Genomic DNA, 14,781 nt, shown 5'->3' with positions numbered 1-14,781 from the left:
CATAAAAAGAGAAAATATAAATCCGTAAGATGCGAAAAATCAATGATTTTATGATAATTTATATTTTCTCTTTTTCTCCATACGATAAGTTTTTTACCGATATGTTCCGCTTCTTGGCAGGAAACGGAACATATCGGTCTTGATTATTTATATAATGCTTTTGCCAGTTCTCCCAATCCATCCTCTCCAGACAGGTTCGGATAAGCCTTTTTCATCGCTTCGATGAATGCTTCCGGAGTTTTATTCTCTGCCAGCAGTTTTTTCATCGTCTTCAGATAGTCGATTTTGAATTGTACGGCATCCGCTTTCGTTGCACCGCCGTGGCCTCCGATGAAAAGTGTGGCTCCTGAATGCAAAGCCTTCTCACTCTCGGCAATCTCCGCATCGATGGCGGCTGGCGAGGACACTTGCAAGTGGCTGATGTGTGCTTTGGCAGGTGTCCAGTGGGTGTAATACACCTTCTTACCAATCAGGATGCTTGCACCAGGAAAGTCGGTCGTAGCTCCGTGGCGGAACTCGAATGGTACGCCTGCCCATGTCATAGTCTTGCCAAAGGCCACTTCCGAAACCTTGCCCGTAGGCATGGCGGTCAGGGCATCACCAAACGCTTGCGCGAATCCCTGCATCATGCCACTGTAGATTTCACCTTTAGTAAATGCTGGCATTCCTTCAGGCATGACAACATCATGGTGTGCCGTGCTGCCCACGTGATAGTTGGCTATGCGCTGCTCGACGGGCATGTTCAGTTTGGTGAGATAAGTATCGAACTCCGCCACATTGTCCTTGAATAGCGGTTGTTCCATCGTGACGATAGCATTCTTGCCCTCTACGATGTAGCTGGCATCACCCAGCGCATCGTTAGTGTAATATACGTGCAGTTTGAAGTTGTCAAACTCGTGCGTTTCAAAACGTCCTTTCTGTTGTGCCGAAGCACCGAGAGCCAAAAAGCTCAATGCGATAACTGATATTGTCTTTTTCATAATGTCTGCTCCTTTTATGATTTTATTAAAATACTGTTTACCACTTCACCGGTTCGTTTAGAATCACCCCGTCAGTCGTATCTTCTTCCGTAAAAGTGTTACCTCGATATTGCACGCAGAGCATCACGAGCGGTTCAGTTCCGTTGTTGCGCACGCTTCGTTTCCCATTGGGAGCCACACGCACCACGCTGCCTTCTTCTACGGGAAACACCTGGCCATCCACTTGAAACTCGCCTTTTCCGCCAAGGAAGAAGTAAAGTTCTTCATGCACCTTGTGCGTATGCAGGAAACCTGTCTCCGTACCAGGCTGGAACACCTGCCTGGAGAACTCGCCGCCGGTGGCGCCGAGAGCCGCTCCTCCAAAAACCTTTCCCGGAATTTTCACTTCGGGACCAAGTTCCAGTACATACTCGTTCAAATCACTCATTCTGCCCATGTTGATGGCCTTGAAATTCGTTGCTTCCGCAATCTGTTCAATCTGTTTCATATTGTTTCCTTTTAATTGTTGGTAAACTAAAGCGTCTTAGTATCTTTTATGCTGCAAATGTGCAACATTATTTTCCGACACACAAGTAGGCACTTAAAAGTCAATTAGTTACCTCAAAGTAACCTTTGCTGATATTGAGGTAGTTGTATTCGAAAATTTTTTGAATAATTTTTTCTTTTGGTGATTAAAGGATATTTGATTACCTTTGTAGAGCGAATTGACATACACTGTATTATGAATAGAACAACAATAGAGGATGCCGTGTTTCCCGATTGCCCCATACGGAATATCATGGCACGGATTAGTGACAAATGGTCATTATTAGTTATTTATACGCTCGACAAGTCTGAAAAAGAACCGGTCCGCTTCAAAGAATTGCAGCGCCAGATTCCGGATATATCGCAAAAAATGTTGACCGTGACGCTACGCACCCTCGAAGAAGACGGTTATGTAACACGCACCATCTACCCCGAAGTACCGCCACGCGTGGAATATTCGCTGACTGAGAGAGCGAAATCGCTGTTACCGCACATCAATTCCCTAATCGGCTGGGCACTGGAGAATGCTGGAGCAATTATAAAAGACAGAAAAGAAGCAAATAGAAGATAATAAATGTATAGAATTTCTTTCCATCAATCCTGAGATTTAATCAGGTGTTTATTTTTCGTATATGCTCCGAATACCGGATATCCGGATATCCGCATACGGCAAGTAATCGCTGATTATCAACGATAACGAAGCATCACCAAATATTACAAAGGCACTCATAATGAGTGCCTTTTCTTTTGCCCTTTCTGTTCGTTAGGCTTGTATGGGGGATAATGATCGCTGTCTTTGCCTGCGTCATCGGCTGGGCATCACACCTATACGGAGTCAATCAAAACTTAGAAAGCTATGCCCTACGCTACCGAGCTATCCGTATGGAACTAGGACAAAGCGAACCGAAGATTACCGAGCTTGACAGCCTCTTCTCTTCCGAAGACTCGAACGACAGCATCCGCAGGCTTCGCTCTCGCATCACAAACTACGAACTCGCCATCCAACGCCAAGCAGAACTACAGCTTCAGCAACAACGTATAAACGAAGAGCAAGAAGCCATCCTCCAAAACTTAATGATGAAGTAATGACGTGGGGTAAGTCTATGCAAAGACTTGCCCCACATCTCTTCTAAATCACAAGTTTCCGATAATTAATCATTTATCAGAAGAGATAATAGTTCGCCAGCTCTCTATTGAGCAATGCTCCAAACAGGAGAACTGCGACTCAACTACCCTAAAGCTTTACAATTTGCGTATGCTGAAGATGTGACTCAAAAGTTTCATCAGCATTGATGAGCTACTTCCAGCTACTCTCATGGGTGAGATAGTCCCATCTTCATAGTACAGTCAAACAAAAACGCTGTTCTTTTAGTCTTCCCAAACTTCTTTCGGTTCCCTCGTGATTATGAAGACAAAAAGCAAGGAGATTCCCATCATCTCGGAGTTCACAAACAAAGATGGCTCCGATAATCTCAGCGAGACTATCGAAGCCAACTATAAACGTGTCAAGCAAGAGGTACTCAGTCTTGTGGATACAGAGATTGAGCGGATTAAGGCAGACCCTGAGCTATGTCATCTTATTAAGGATTAGTTCTTTGCTCTTCAAATATTTTCTCCTCAATATCGTCATTAAGTTTTCTGATGTAAAAGAATACCCTTATCAGACTACTTAAGGAAATTACGATAGAACCTATAAAAAAGTGAATTGGCTTAATCCTATATAGCGATAGACTATCTAAACAACTTAATGTGTAAAATAATACTGGCAAGAAAAAGTCTACAGTTGTAAATCTTATCTTCTCTCTAATCAAGACTTTAATCTTCTTTCTATATTGAGTATTCTTGATATTAGTAGTAGAGAATGTAATAAGCAAACTCATAACAATAGAATATACTATTCCGAGTACAGTGAACAGTGTATCCGAAATACTCTCTCGTGGGGTATTAATAGCAAAAGCGATAAATACTCCAACAAGTAAAGATAGTATTATTCTATATGCTATGGTACGTATCATTCTCTCATTAATTCAGTGATGAAGAGCTCCATTTCTTGCATCAAGTTGACTTCATTAAATCGACCTGTTTCAGTTGTGTCCACTTCCACCCTCTTTTCTCGGCGAATTTCTGCACCTGAAATCTTTCTGTTTTGCTTAGTTACAATAGAAATTCCCCTATCATCTGATAAAGGGCGTGTCATCTGGCCAAGTAGTCGCTCATACTCTTCCTTGGTCATTTCTGAGGGTTTCTTTCGGAACTTCAGCACCAAGTCAGCTTGTATGATGTCATTTTCAGTCAACTCAGTAATATTGGGATTTTCACCTAATAGGTGAGCAATAGCCTCTCTAGATAATGTCTTTATAGTACTTCCAATGTTTTCTGTAGAGGCGTTTAATGAAATGTTCTCTCCGACTATAATTCTCTTGATTTGAGACAATGGAAACCCCTCAGGAACTGTCATAACTGGGACAAAGTTATAAATCCCTCTTCGTTGCTCTCGAACAAGGTAGTTAATATATGTTTCCACTCTGTTTACATTCAGATTTCTAGGGAGATTTGTAACAAGAAAACTCTCATTAAGAGCCATATAATAAAAGCTCTTACAAGTATCCATTCCCTCTGTCCCATCAATGTCTGAAATAGAAAAAGATTCTCTGTCGTATAAGTCACTTGGAATCCCTTGTGTTATGTCATTTTTAAGCACCCTCATAACCATCCCAAATACAAAGCTTTGTTCTGTGTTCCATCTAAAGAAAGGTAGAACATCTTCTTCGTCTTCAACCTCATTCAATCTCATCCTTCTGTCTTGAACAATCGAATCTGGAATGAAGACCTGCTGTAATAGAGATATCAGTGAGCTATCTTCTGTAGAGAGTTCACTTATCTGGTTTATTCTAAACGCTCTTAATGTGACTGGTTTTTTATTCATTTACTGGCTGTATTAATAACGTGATTTTACATTACTTATTGCTCTATTAGAATGTCAATTTAGGCAAGGTGGCTACGATACGCTGCGTCTCGAGGCTCACGCGGATGATGGAGAGCAGGAGGTCGAGGATATAGCGAGGCTTGCCCTGCTCACGAGACCAAAGATTGGGATCATTCTTGATACCACTCTTCTTATCTATAGTTACGGCATAGCGCTCCATAATCCACTCAATAGCACTCTTGCCGTTGACCACATAGTCATAGGCCTCAATAGGAATATTGAAGATTGTAATATAATTATTATAGATTATATTTTGCTTTGCATGCTCGTGTAGATTTTCTTGCATAAACCTCATCTTGTTAACCTCGTAATGCTCAGGGCTACCAATCACTGGTTCCCCCTGCACAGTGCATGAAGTTTCCATTATCTTTTTTTCATAGAGATAATATTGTATATCAACTCTATCCTCTTCATAGTTAAGATGCAAGTCTGCCAAGGCTCGCCCTGCTTTGCTGAATGCCATAAAATCTTCCACTCGCTCCACTATGGGAATGCGTGGCAATGCCTTTCGGAGGTCGTCGGCAAAGCGTGTGCGATAGTCGGGGCTGTGTAGTAGACCATAGACGTAATAGAAAATGTCTTCCTTCGTCAGGTTCTTTGCACCCAAAAAGCGGCTACGAACCTCGTTGAGCATCCAGTCCGTTACGCCATCTCGTTGTATCCATCGGTCTGTGTTCTCTTCCCCAAAGAGATTCTGCACTTGCATCGCTTTATTCTCTTCATACCAATAGAGTGGGAAATACTGACCTTTATCGACTACCTGTAAGTCTGATATTGTATCTGTTATTATGGCAGAAAAAGGTTTTTGCTGTCCTACACCACTAACACCAATTACAAGGTTCTTCACCTCTTTATTAGGGAACAGTGAGTTCCAAAGTCCCGGACTTTCGATGAAAGGACGATGATAGTAGAGTTGCTGTTTACAGAATGGACGATAAAGAGTTTCCACGAATGCTGCGGTATCAAACGTATGCTTCATTGCTTTACTCAAATCTTTTTTGAGTGCCCTTGTCCAGCTAATTCTTGTCTCATCTTCAGAGTAAGCATTTTTTCCTATCTGTTGATTATAGAACTCAATCATAGCCTGCATATTTTCAGATACTTGTTCTTTGGAATAGCCCGATACCCATGCATCTCTATTCGTTGCAACCCCTATTGCATAAGTAGAGAACACACTCTGAGCCTTAGCATCAAACTTCTTTTCAGGAGCAAGCGGTATGAGCGTATCAAACAAACCATCACGTTGGTTGATCCAATCATTCTTGTCGTTGGGTGTGAGGCGTTGCCACTCCAGAGCTTGATAAGACCTCGCCTGCTTGATGATACGGAGCTTATCTTCACGAGAGAGGTAGTCCCCAATGTCGTGATAATAGATTTCGCACTCGCTGAAGCGTTCCTCCTTAGGCTTGCGAATAAGTATGGTTATCGCAATAGGTGTACGGCTGCCACTACCAAAGATTTTCCCACCCTCTCTCTTTGAGAGTTCGCCACTTGTGCGTTGATTTCCTCGCAGATTATAGACATAAATCTTATCAAACTCCTTTTGTAGTGAGGCACGAAAACCATCGTGACTGTTACCATCAATCCATGCCCCATTAGAGATAAAGGCTATCACGCTGCCTTCCTTTTCCGAGAGGCGGTCTGTTGCCCATCGAAAAGCCTTGATATAGCTGTCATAGATGCCTTTAGAGAGTCCAGCTGTAGACCCAGCTACATAAGTTTCTGCAATACGAGCATCAAGAATAGGATAGCTCTGATTTTGAGCGTTGTCATTGGCGGACTTCTGACCTATTGAATAAGGCGGGTTGCCAATAATCACACGGATAGGCATCTTACGTTGTGCTTCGACCGCCTCAGAGTTCTCTTTGAAGAAGTTCTCAAAGAGTTCTCCGTCTTGGTTCTCTCCAATCTGGAAGGTATCTGTGAGGCATAGCCCATTGAAAGGGAGATAATTCTCTTGTGGGCACTGCTCTTGGAAAACGCTCTCGATATTGACATCGGCAATATAGTATGCCAAAAGCACAATCTCATTAGTGTGTATCTCCTGCGTGTATTTGCGTACCATATCCTCGGGACGGATAAGTCCCGATTGCAAAAGGCGTGTGATAAAGGTACCCGTTCCTGTGAAGGGGTCGAGGATATGCACATGCTCATTCGTCAGAGCCGAGCCAAACTCTTTTTTGAGGACATCGTCTACCGAGTGCAGAATGAAGTCTACACACTCCAGAGGTGTATAAACCGTACCGAGCTTCTCTACAGTGAGGGGGAAGGCTCGTTTGAAGAACTTCTCATAGAGGTTCTTGATGACAGTTTGCTTACCCTCAAGATTATCAATCTTGCCCACATTAGCTCGCACCGATTCATAGAATGCTTCCAAAGCCGTGAGGTCTTTGTCCACAGCTTCGCTCTCAAGTAGTTCTATCATCATCTGCATAGAAGCAGAAATAGAGTTGTTGCTGACAAACTGATAATCTGAGAAGAGAGCCTCAAATACAGGACGAGTAATAAGGTGCTGAGCAAGCATTTCAATACATTGCTCTGCATGGATACCTGGATTTAGATTGTGCTGTAGCGTTTTGACAAACTCTTCAAACTCCTTTCTATATTTACCCCCTTCGCTTTCCACAAGGCGAGAGATGCGGGCAATGTATTTCTTGGTAATCTCGCCCACCTCGGCAGCCCAGTTTTCCCAATAGAGGCGGTCTCCACACTTTTCTACGAGCTTGGCATAAATACCCGATTGTGTAGAGCCAAATTGTAGTTCAAGTTGCTTGGCAATCTCCTGATGAGATAGTTGCTGTGCGTCTTGAGTGTCGTTGCTGTCGCCAGCGAGCGAGCTTTGCCCAAGACCTGTTTGGCCCAAACCAGGCAAGCCAACCGTTACCTTGCTTCCTTTATCTTTATTGAGGGCAATCGTATTGACGTGGGCATTGAAATGGTCATCGTGCGAACGCAGAGCATTCAATATATCCCATACGACAGAGAACGAAGTGTTGTCATTGAGAGCATCTTCAGGACTTGTCCCCTCAGGAACGATAACGGGGATAATGATATAACCATATTTCTTCTCATCGACCTGACCACGACGGAAAGAACGCATCACACGCCCTACGCTCTGCACCACATCGACCTGCGAGTTACGAGCCGAGAGGAAGAGTACAGCATCGAGAGCTGGCACATCGACCCCCTCGGAGAGACAGCGCACATTCGTTACGACACGGCACTCTTGAGGGTCGGTAGCCTCCTCTGCGAGCCACGCCAAGGCTGCATTACGCTCTGTAGCTCCCATGCCGCCGTCAACGTGGCGAGCGGTGATGTGGACTACGTCTGTACGCTCGTCTTCAGGCAAGCTTTCGTTATAAATTTCGGAGATGCGAGGTAAGACATGCTCAATGTTGCGAGATGTACCTGGCTCATCTGCGTGTCCAATCTTATGCGTAAAGGCAAGGGCTCGACGCATGAGGCGTGGGTCAGATTCCCAAGTAACACCCTTGTCGCCAAGTATCTTCTTTGAGAGCCCATTGATGACACCAATCAGGCGACCTGTATCATCATAGTTTAGCTCTTTAGCATCGGTATCCTTCACCTGCTCCATCAGCTCGGCAGGTATCATATCCTCCGATACGGTTAAGACCAGCACCTTGTAATCCGTCAAAATACCGTTCTGTACTGCATAGGAGAAGTTCACACGATAGAATTCTTTACCGTAGATGTCTTCATTGTCCATCGAGCAGAGAATGCAATCGTTCTTGCTCGCTTTAATCTTGGCACTCTCTCCATAGAGGCGAGGTGTAGCTGTCATATATAGACGCTTGTGCCCTTGAATGAAGTCGTTGTTGTGGACTTTGGTGAAGTTGCTTTCGTCCTTAGAAGAGAGTTTCACGCCTGTGGTGCGGTGAGCTTCGTCACAAACAATGAAGTCGAATACACCAAACGCCCCCTTCGTCTCCTTCAGAATAGCCTCTTGAGCCTCGGCAATGACATCGATACTCTGATAAGTGGAGAATACGACCGTCAGCCCCTCATGCTTCTGGCATGCTTGGAGCTGCCGCACAATATACTTGGTATTTGTCGAAGCAGGCAAAGCCAAGTCCACGACAGAATTCTCCAGATCGTCGTTATTATTACCTCGTTTGATTTTACGTGAGGCACGACCATCGGAACAGATACATACAGCCTTAATAGGATGCTCAGCATCGCCCATCCAATCATTTAGCGATTGACCGAGCAGAGCAATGCTAGGCACAAGGAAAAGCACAAGCCCCTTACCCGAGAGTTCCTGTTCAATGAGTTTAAGCGAAGTAAAGGTCTTACCCGTACCGCAAGCCATCACGAGCTTGCCTCGGTCGTTGCTCGCAAAATGTTCGTGTGCCGTTCTCAGGGCTTCACGCTGATGCTCTCGCAGCTGTTTCTTCTCTGACAGAGCTTCTTTCCCCTCCAATCCTTGGAAGAGCTTGCTCCAATCTACCGAAGAGTGGTCAAGGTCGTAGAGATTGACACGAGAGACGGGTGGGTTCTGATTTTGGATTGCCTCTTCGGCATTTGCACCCCAATGGTTAGTCGTAGCAATCCATAGACGGTGTGCAAACGAAGTTTGAGCAAATGTTACCTCATTGGCAAATGTTCTACTTGAGGTTGCCAAAAAAGAGTCCACCGAAGGCTTATCGATGACAGCATCCTCAGCATAGCACTTGCACTGGATAGCCCAGTAATCGCCTACGTGCGTTTTAGCGACGAGGTCAATACCTGTGTCCTTGCCGCCAAAGTCGGAACGAGAGGGAAATTCCTCCCACAGCCAGACTGTTTCAAAAAGGTTAGCGTAACGAGCATCGGTACGTAGCCAAGCACGCATCAAACGCTCAAATTGTGTCCCCTTATTCTTTTCAGTAAAGGACTTGTCTCTGAAGTGAGAGAGAATATCTTTTATCGTATTCATCGATTGTCTTATTGGAAGTTTCATAATTCATCTCCTTCTCGTTTCATCGGCACAGGACCACACTCCGAACCAAAGAGTTCGAAGACTTTATTGACCTTATCAAGGCGAAGTGTAGTCTTGCCCTGCTCCAACTCTCTCACGAAGCGTAGCCCTACGCCTGCTTTCTCAGAGAGGTCTACTTGCGTCAGTTTATTCTTCTTACGCATCTCTTTGACATATTTCGCTATGATTGTCCTTGCTTCCATTTCAAAACCAACTTATACCTTATCAGTAGCAAATATAGTGATTCTCGAGCTGTAATATCCCTTTTCGGGGCTATTATTGGGGATTAAGGCGTGCCGAAAGTTGCCAACGATCTGCGAAGATGGCTATTTCTCGCTTGGTTATTCCTAGTCGAGTAGCCAAGGATGACCAATCTTTCAGGGCTGCACACACTCCCCCAATAATAGTATCGGCAGTTTCTCTGCTCAGCATATATTCCTCTGAGGCATCTCTAAGGAGTGATAGGTCTGCCTCGTTAGAAGTAGCACTAACCAATAGGCTCTGATGCTTATTTAGTGTTGGATTTATATCGTAAGCAGGGGATAGTGTCCAGCCTTTGGGCGTAAGTAAGAAGCCGTGATTTCTGAAATGATCATCACTATTGCCTATACAGATATTGAACGCAACACGACGATATAATTCTCTGAGATTACCCTCTACATCTGTACAGTGACGAATGATAAAATCTACAATATCCAAGTAGCCGTAACCATTCATGGCATTATCTCCATCGTGCAATCCAAGGAGCGTCATAGCCGAGGCGAAGTGGATGCGTTTCCCTTGTTCTGTTCTATCAAAGCGTTTGGAGATTAGGGTGTGATAAGCCTCTGAGGTTTGCAGTACTCTTGTATCAGCCACAGTAATCCCAGCCTTTTTGGCCAGCAAGTGGCAGAGATGTTCCCACAACTCGGCATCATAATCATCCTTACGAGAGGGGAACTTTGCAATGCACAAAGAGTCATCGGTATCCCTCACACTAGCCTTGGGGCGTGCTCCTCCCAGTGAAGTTCCCGGTTGAATCAGCTGTGCAATCCATCTCTTATCGGGAAGTTCGTTTCGCTCCTCACTGAGCTCTAACTCTTTGCTTGCTGCTTCCAATACACGAATATCAGCCAAGGGTGGAATCCTCAATGTCGGAGAACTATTTATGAAGTCAGCATCTACACTTTCTTTGAAACGGAAACCTCCCATTCGGGAATAATCATCAATACCCAAGAGGTAATCAAAGGAAGTAAGACGACGAAGCGGACGCTTCTCCTCTTGTGCTAAAATCTGCTCTCTGCGATTAAGTAATGTGCGCCCCCATCTATCGGGTAAAGCGTCCGAAAAGCATCCGAAAATATCATTATCTCCTCTCGTGTATTGCACGCCCGAATAGTTATTCAGGTCTGCACTCAAAAATAATCCTCCCTGCGTACGTAGCCATTCATCGTCGAAGCGAAAGCCGTAACTGTCTGCGCCACGTAGAGACTCATAGCTCAACTCCCCTACAAGCGTTGGCTCTTTCAGCCAATCAAAGTCAGCATATACCAGTAATTTCTGCATAGTTTACTCCTTCTTAGAGGCACGACGGCGATTGATGAGCGAGAGGTCCTGCAGGCGACGTCCCAGTTCATCGTCTTTGGCGATGAGAAGGATATCATCTTCGAGTTGCAAGGCATAGAGTACCCGCAGGTAGATCCCAATAGATACAGTAGGAGACCCCTTCTCAATACGAGAGACGGTCAAAGGGGAGCAAGTGGCACGCTCGGCAATCTGTGCCACGCTAAGATTACGACGCAGGCGGGCTAACTTGATTTGTTCTCCCACAATCTGCATCTTCTGCTCAAGCTTTCGAGGCAACTTAGTCCCCATTGTATTCTTTGCCATATCTTCAATACATCATATAATATGCAAATATACACCTTTAATCTCACTATTACGATTGTTGCAATAAAAATAAGGATACAGAGTGTTTTTCTTACACAGCATTGCTGCTGTATGCTCCGAAATGGGTACTTTTGTAGTGAGCAAGCGTGCTACAAACAAATGGGAGGTATTGTAATCAGTTGATTTATAGACAATACCATCAGAAATAAGATTGACAGACTGAGAGCTAAGCTTTGCGGTACAAGCTCATAAACCTCTAAGGAAGAGCAAGATAAAACTGTATTTTCATTTGTCTAGAGGCTCCTTGTACCAATTAAATGCTTAATTGCCTTAGCGATAGAGAGGTAAAGATGCTGCATCGATTATATTGTTTCTCTGCCGCCGACTTCATTCTGAGACAACAAATGCAGCCGAATGAACAAAAGCATGCATACCTTGTTTTTGGTATAAGAGAAAGCAACCATCGGGATTGAAAGCCCGACTTAATAAACGATAAACAATGAAACTGAAAGAAACTGTAGTAAAAGCGATCAACGAGCAAATCAATGCCGAAATGTGGTCTTCCAATCTCTATCTGTCTATGTCTGTGCACTTTGCACATGCAGGGTATAATGGTTTTGCCAACTGGCTCAAGAAGCAAAGTATGGAAGAGATGGAGCATGCCTATGATATGATGGATTACCTTCTCAAGCGTGGCGGTGAAGTAAAGATCGGTGCTATCGATGCTGTCCCTCAGAAATTTGCTTCGGCTCTGGAAGTATTCCAGCAGGTATATGACCATGAATGTAAGGTCTCTGAAATGATTGAAAACGTAGTGAAAGTCGCTGCCACAGCAAAGGACATGGCTTCGCAGGATTTCTTCTGGAAGTATATCCGTGAGCAGGTAGAAGAAGAAGCTACTGCTTCTGAGATTGTGGAGATGATCCGCATGTCCGGAGAGCAGAACCTGATCTTCATCGATCATCAGCTCGCCAAGCGATAAGCATTCCGGCAAAGGAATTGCCGTAAAATAAGAGCGGCTGTGTCAAAACTTTGACACAGCCGCTTTTGGTTTTTGGGGAAAGGGATGGATGCTATGTAACGGTTCGCCCTTTCTGACACCCCCTGTCGTTATTCGCTGATGGGCTTGTACTGTACGAATGCCTCAATAGCCTCGTAGGATGCCAATCCCAGTTTCTCATAGAGCGAGGCCGTCTGCCTATTGCGGTCTTCGGCTCGCTGCCAGAAGAGTCGTTCGTCGTCGCCGAGGAAGGGGGCAGACTCCATCTGAGATTGGTGCTTGAGGATGCTGTTGCGCTTGAAGCGGAGTTCGTCCGGACTCATCGGCACAGCCATCTCTATATAGTCCATCTCCCATTCCGCCCATGCACCACGATACATCCATACGCGACAATCATCTCGGAACCACGGCTCTTCCTTGATCTCGTCTATGGCTGCGAGGATGGCATTGAGGCAAACGCGGTGTGTGCCGTGTGGATCGGCCAAATCGCCGGCAACGAATACCTGATGCGGGCGGATCTCTCTGAGGAGTGCGAGGACGATCTCTGCATCCGCCTCGGATAGGGGATTCTTCTTGATCAATCCGGTTTCGTAGAAAGGAAGATCGAGGAAGTGGATGTGGTCCTCGGCCAAACCAATGTGGCGGCATGCCGTGCGTGCTTCTTCCCGTCTGATCGTTCCCTTCATGAAGCGTACATCTTCCTGCTCAGGCTCCCCCTCTACTTTCTTGTGCATGAGAAAGTCGCGCACCTCCTCGGCTTTCTGTAGGATGGGGCTGTCCTCCATGCCGTATTGGCGGCATACGTTGCGCAAATAGGATACGTAGCGGATGACTTCTTCGTCTCCCACGGCAATGTTGCCCGAAGTCTGATAGGCCACATGGACATCGTGTCCCTGTCTGACCAATTTGCTGAAGGTACCTCCCATGGAAATCACATCGTCGTCGGGGTGGGGGCTGAAGATAACGACACGCTTGGGATAGGGGAGTGCGCGTTCGGGACGGCTGCTGTCATCGGCATTGGGCTTGCCACCGGGCCAGCCCGTAATGGTGTGTTGTATGTCGTTGAAGAGCTTGATATTCACTTCATAGGCTGAACCGTAACGGGCGAGCAGTTCGCCCAAGCCATTCTCCGTATAGTCCTTATTGGTCAGCTTGAGGATGGGTTTGCCGGTTATTTGGCATAGATTGACCACGGCACGGCGGATCAGTTGCTTGTTCCAGATACAATTGGTCACCAACCACGGGTGGTGGATGCGGGTCAGGAGGGACGAAGCCGAGAGATCCAACAGAATGGTGGCATTGCGGTGGAGCTGTAAGTACGAAGCCGGAGAAGCGTCGCTTATCTTTCCTTCGATGGCTTTGGCTATGGCATCGGCTTTGCTCTCGCCCCATGCGAGGAGCGTCACTTTATGCGCCTTCTGTATCGTAGCTATCCCCATGCTGATGGCTGAGGGAGGGATGGTGTCATGCGAACTGAAAATCGTCAGTGCATCGTTATGCTCCGTGTGGCCCAGAACGACAAGGCGGGTGTATGTATTGGGGTGGGTACCCGGGCTGTTGAAGGCTATACTGCCGCCCGAACCTATGCCGAGCAGCATGTGCCGGATGCCGCCGAGGTTGTCTATCTTGGCCTCGTAGTCGTGGCAGGCTTGCACCAGATCTTCTTGTGAGGCATAGACATCGGGAGCGATGATGTTCTCGGGGAGGATGTCGATGTGGTCAAGAAAGTCCTGACGCAATTTGGCCATACATCCGAGGTTCTCACTTACGGGAGGATAGTACTCGAATACGGCGAATACAATGACATTGCGGAAGCTGAGTCCCTCTTCGCGATGTTTGCGGATCAGCATCTCATAGACGATGACGGGAGAGACCCCACCTGAGAGAGCCAGCGTATAATATTTACGCTTCTCTTGGAAGTCGCGGATCTCCTTGGCTATTTCATCAGCGAGTACTTCGGCCGCTTCTTCGTTGGTGCGGTAGATATTGGTCGGGATGTTCTCGAACCGACGGAGCAGGGTCTCCTCGTATGTATTTTGGGGACGGTAATACTGTTTGGGGATTTCCGAAAGAGAAATCGACGAACTCAAATCCAATCTCATATTTGTAGTCGTTATTACAGATGCATACTTCTACAAAGGTAAACAAAGGAATAACGAAATGGTAGGAACTACAAAAAGAAAGACCGCAGGAACACCAAAAAATAATTAGTGTGTGCCTGCAGCCTTTGTCCTAAACCAGTTGTTGAGATCTTCTTTCGGGGAGATTTGTCTTGTTAGCGAGGATGATTGTTCCCCATGAGACAGTGGGGGAGACTAATTAGTCGTCCCTTAAAATTCGTTTTAATTTCTGATATTCAGCAAATTAGTTTGCGAATATCTTTGCTAAATCTGCAAGTTTTCTTATCTTCATAGCAGAAAACTTGCAGATTTTATGATTAAAA

Annotated in this window: 12 protein-coding genes; 4 read left to right on the top strand and 8 right to left on the bottom strand. The window is 45.6% G+C overall.

Features of this window, described 5'->3' with window-relative positions:
* Positions 1 to 143: 143 nt before the first annotated feature.
* Together C7382_RS06260 and C7382_RS06255 are read right to left on the bottom strand one after the other, a co-directional pair.
* Complete coding sequence (locus C7382_RS06260; protein ID WP_116679441.1) at positions 144 to 980, bottom strand: hypothetical protein; 837 nt, start codon at positions 978 to 980, stop codon at positions 144 to 146.
* 37 nt (positions 981 to 1,017) lie between these two features.
* Positions 1,018 to 1,467 (bottom strand): cupin domain-containing protein, encoded by a 450-nt coding sequence (locus C7382_RS06255; protein WP_116679440.1) that lies wholly within the window; start codon positions 1,465 to 1,467, stop codon positions 1,018 to 1,020.
* A gap of 234 nt (positions 1,468 to 1,701) precedes the next feature.
* Here C7382_RS06255 and C7382_RS06250 point away from each other — a divergent pair, with 234 nt between their 5' ends.
* From C7382_RS06250 to C7382_RS06240, 3 genes are all read left to right on the top strand, one after another.
* Positions 1,702 to 2,076 carry a winged helix-turn-helix transcriptional regulator gene (locus C7382_RS06250; protein WP_116679507.1) on the top strand — a complete coding sequence of 125 codons (375 nt, stop codon included), beginning with the start codon at positions 1,702 to 1,704 and terminating at the stop codon, positions 2,074 to 2,076.
* A gap of 212 nt (positions 2,077 to 2,288) precedes the next feature.
* Positions 2,289 to 2,591 (top strand): hypothetical protein, encoded by a 303-nt coding sequence (locus C7382_RS06245; RefSeq protein WP_243405668.1) that lies wholly within the window; start codon positions 2,289 to 2,291, stop codon positions 2,589 to 2,591.
* A gap of 319 nt (positions 2,592 to 2,910) precedes the next feature.
* On the top strand, positions 2,911 to 3,096 hold the full coding sequence (locus tag C7382_RS06240) for a hypothetical protein (RefSeq protein ID WP_116679439.1): 186 nt from the start codon (positions 2,911 to 2,913) through the stop codon (positions 3,094 to 3,096).
* Positions 3,097 to 3,516: 420 nt separating this feature from the next.
* Here C7382_RS06240 and C7382_RS06230 read toward each other — a convergent pair whose 3' ends face one another.
* The 5 genes from C7382_RS06230 to C7382_RS06210 form a co-directional block, all read right to left on the bottom strand.
* The gene (locus tag C7382_RS06230; RefSeq protein ID WP_116679437.1) at positions 3,517 to 4,431 is read right to left on the bottom strand and encodes a hypothetical protein; all 915 of its coding nucleotides are present in this window, start codon (positions 4,429 to 4,431) and stop codon (positions 3,517 to 3,519) included.
* Between the two features lie 46 nt (positions 4,432 to 4,477).
* The gene (locus tag C7382_RS06225; RefSeq protein WP_116679436.1) at positions 4,478 to 9,427 is read right to left on the bottom strand and encodes a DEAD/DEAH box helicase; all 4,950 of its coding nucleotides are present in this window, start codon (positions 9,425 to 9,427) and stop codon (positions 4,478 to 4,480) included.
* A 20-nt stretch (positions 9,428 to 9,447) separates the two neighbouring features.
* Positions 9,448 to 9,672 carry a helix-turn-helix transcriptional regulator gene (locus C7382_RS06220; protein WP_116679435.1) on the bottom strand — a complete coding sequence of 75 codons (225 nt, stop codon included), beginning with the start codon at positions 9,670 to 9,672 and terminating at the stop codon, positions 9,448 to 9,450.
* A 73-nt stretch (positions 9,673 to 9,745) separates the two neighbouring features.
* Positions 9,746 to 11,014, bottom strand: coding sequence for a type II toxin-antitoxin system HipA family toxin (locus C7382_RS06215; protein ID WP_116679434.1), 1,269 nt, complete (start codon positions 11,012 to 11,014; stop codon positions 9,746 to 9,748).
* Between the two features lie 3 nt (positions 11,015 to 11,017).
* Positions 11,018 to 11,338 (bottom strand): helix-turn-helix domain-containing protein, encoded by a 321-nt coding sequence (locus tag C7382_RS06210; protein ID WP_041590594.1) that lies wholly within the window; start codon positions 11,336 to 11,338, stop codon positions 11,018 to 11,020.
* Between the two features lie 499 nt (positions 11,339 to 11,837).
* Between C7382_RS06210 and C7382_RS06205 the strand changes: the two genes are divergently transcribed.
* Positions 11,838 to 12,320: a ferritin gene (locus C7382_RS06205; protein WP_116679433.1), complete on the top strand. Its 483-nt coding sequence runs from the start codon at positions 11,838 to 11,840 to the stop codon at positions 12,318 to 12,320.
* Between the two features lie 128 nt (positions 12,321 to 12,448).
* Here the strand turns inward: C7382_RS06205 and C7382_RS06200 are convergent, their stop codons facing one another.
* A complete protein-coding gene (locus tag C7382_RS06200; RefSeq protein ID WP_116679432.1) occupies positions 12,449 to 14,440 on the bottom strand; it encodes a glucosamine-6-phosphate deaminase in 1,992 nt (663 codons plus the stop codon).
* Positions 14,441 to 14,781: the final 341 nt, after the last annotated feature.

This window comes from Porphyromonas loveana (genome assembly GCF_003096695.1).
GTDB classification, from domain to species: domain Bacteria; phylum Bacteroidota; class Bacteroidia; order Bacteroidales; family Porphyromonadaceae; genus Porphyromonas; species Porphyromonas loveana.
The sequence above is the reverse complement of the archived record's forward strand: the minus strand, read 5'-3'. Positions and strand labels throughout refer to the sequence as shown.

Bases quoted from the DNA above. Each gene is read 5' to 3' on its own strand.
- C7382_RS06260 (WP_116679441.1), bottom strand. From the start codon at position 980: ATGAAAAAGACAATATCAGTTATCGCATTGAGCTTTTTGGCTCTCGGT.
- C7382_RS06255 (WP_116679440.1), bottom strand. From the start codon at position 1,467: ATGAAACAGATTGAACAGATTGCGGAAGCAACGAATTTCAAGGCCATC.
- C7382_RS06250 (WP_116679507.1), top strand. From the start codon at position 1,702: ATGAATAGAACAACAATAGAGGATGCCGTGTTTCCCGATTGCCCCATA.
- C7382_RS06245 (WP_243405668.1), top strand. From the start codon at position 2,289: ATGATCGCTGTCTTTGCCTGCGTCATCGGCTGGGCATCACACCTATAC.
- C7382_RS06240 (WP_116679439.1), top strand. From the start codon at position 2,911: ATGAAGACAAAAAGCAAGGAGATTCCCATCATCTCGGAGTTCACAAAC.
- C7382_RS06230 (WP_116679437.1), bottom strand. From the start codon at position 4,431: ATGAATAAAAAACCAGTCACATTAAGAGCGTTTAGAATAAACCAGATA.
- C7382_RS06225 (WP_116679436.1), bottom strand. From the start codon at position 9,427: ATGAATACGATAAAAGATATTCTCTCTCACTTCAGAGACAAGTCCTTT.
- C7382_RS06220 (WP_116679435.1), bottom strand. From the start codon at position 9,672: ATGGAAGCAAGGACAATCATAGCGAAATATGTCAAAGAGATGCGTAAG.
- C7382_RS06215 (WP_116679434.1), bottom strand. From the start codon at position 11,014: ATGCAGAAATTACTGGTATATGCTGACTTTGATTGGCTGAAAGAGCCA.
- C7382_RS06210 (WP_041590594.1), bottom strand. From the start codon at position 11,338: ATGGCAAAGAATACAATGGGGACTAAGTTGCCTCGAAAGCTTGAGCAG.
- C7382_RS06205 (WP_116679433.1), top strand. From the start codon at position 11,838: ATGAAACTGAAAGAAACTGTAGTAAAAGCGATCAACGAGCAAATCAAT.
- C7382_RS06200 (WP_116679432.1), bottom strand. From the start codon at position 14,440: ATGAGATTGGATTTGAGTTCGTCGATTTCTCTTTCGGAAATCCCCAAA.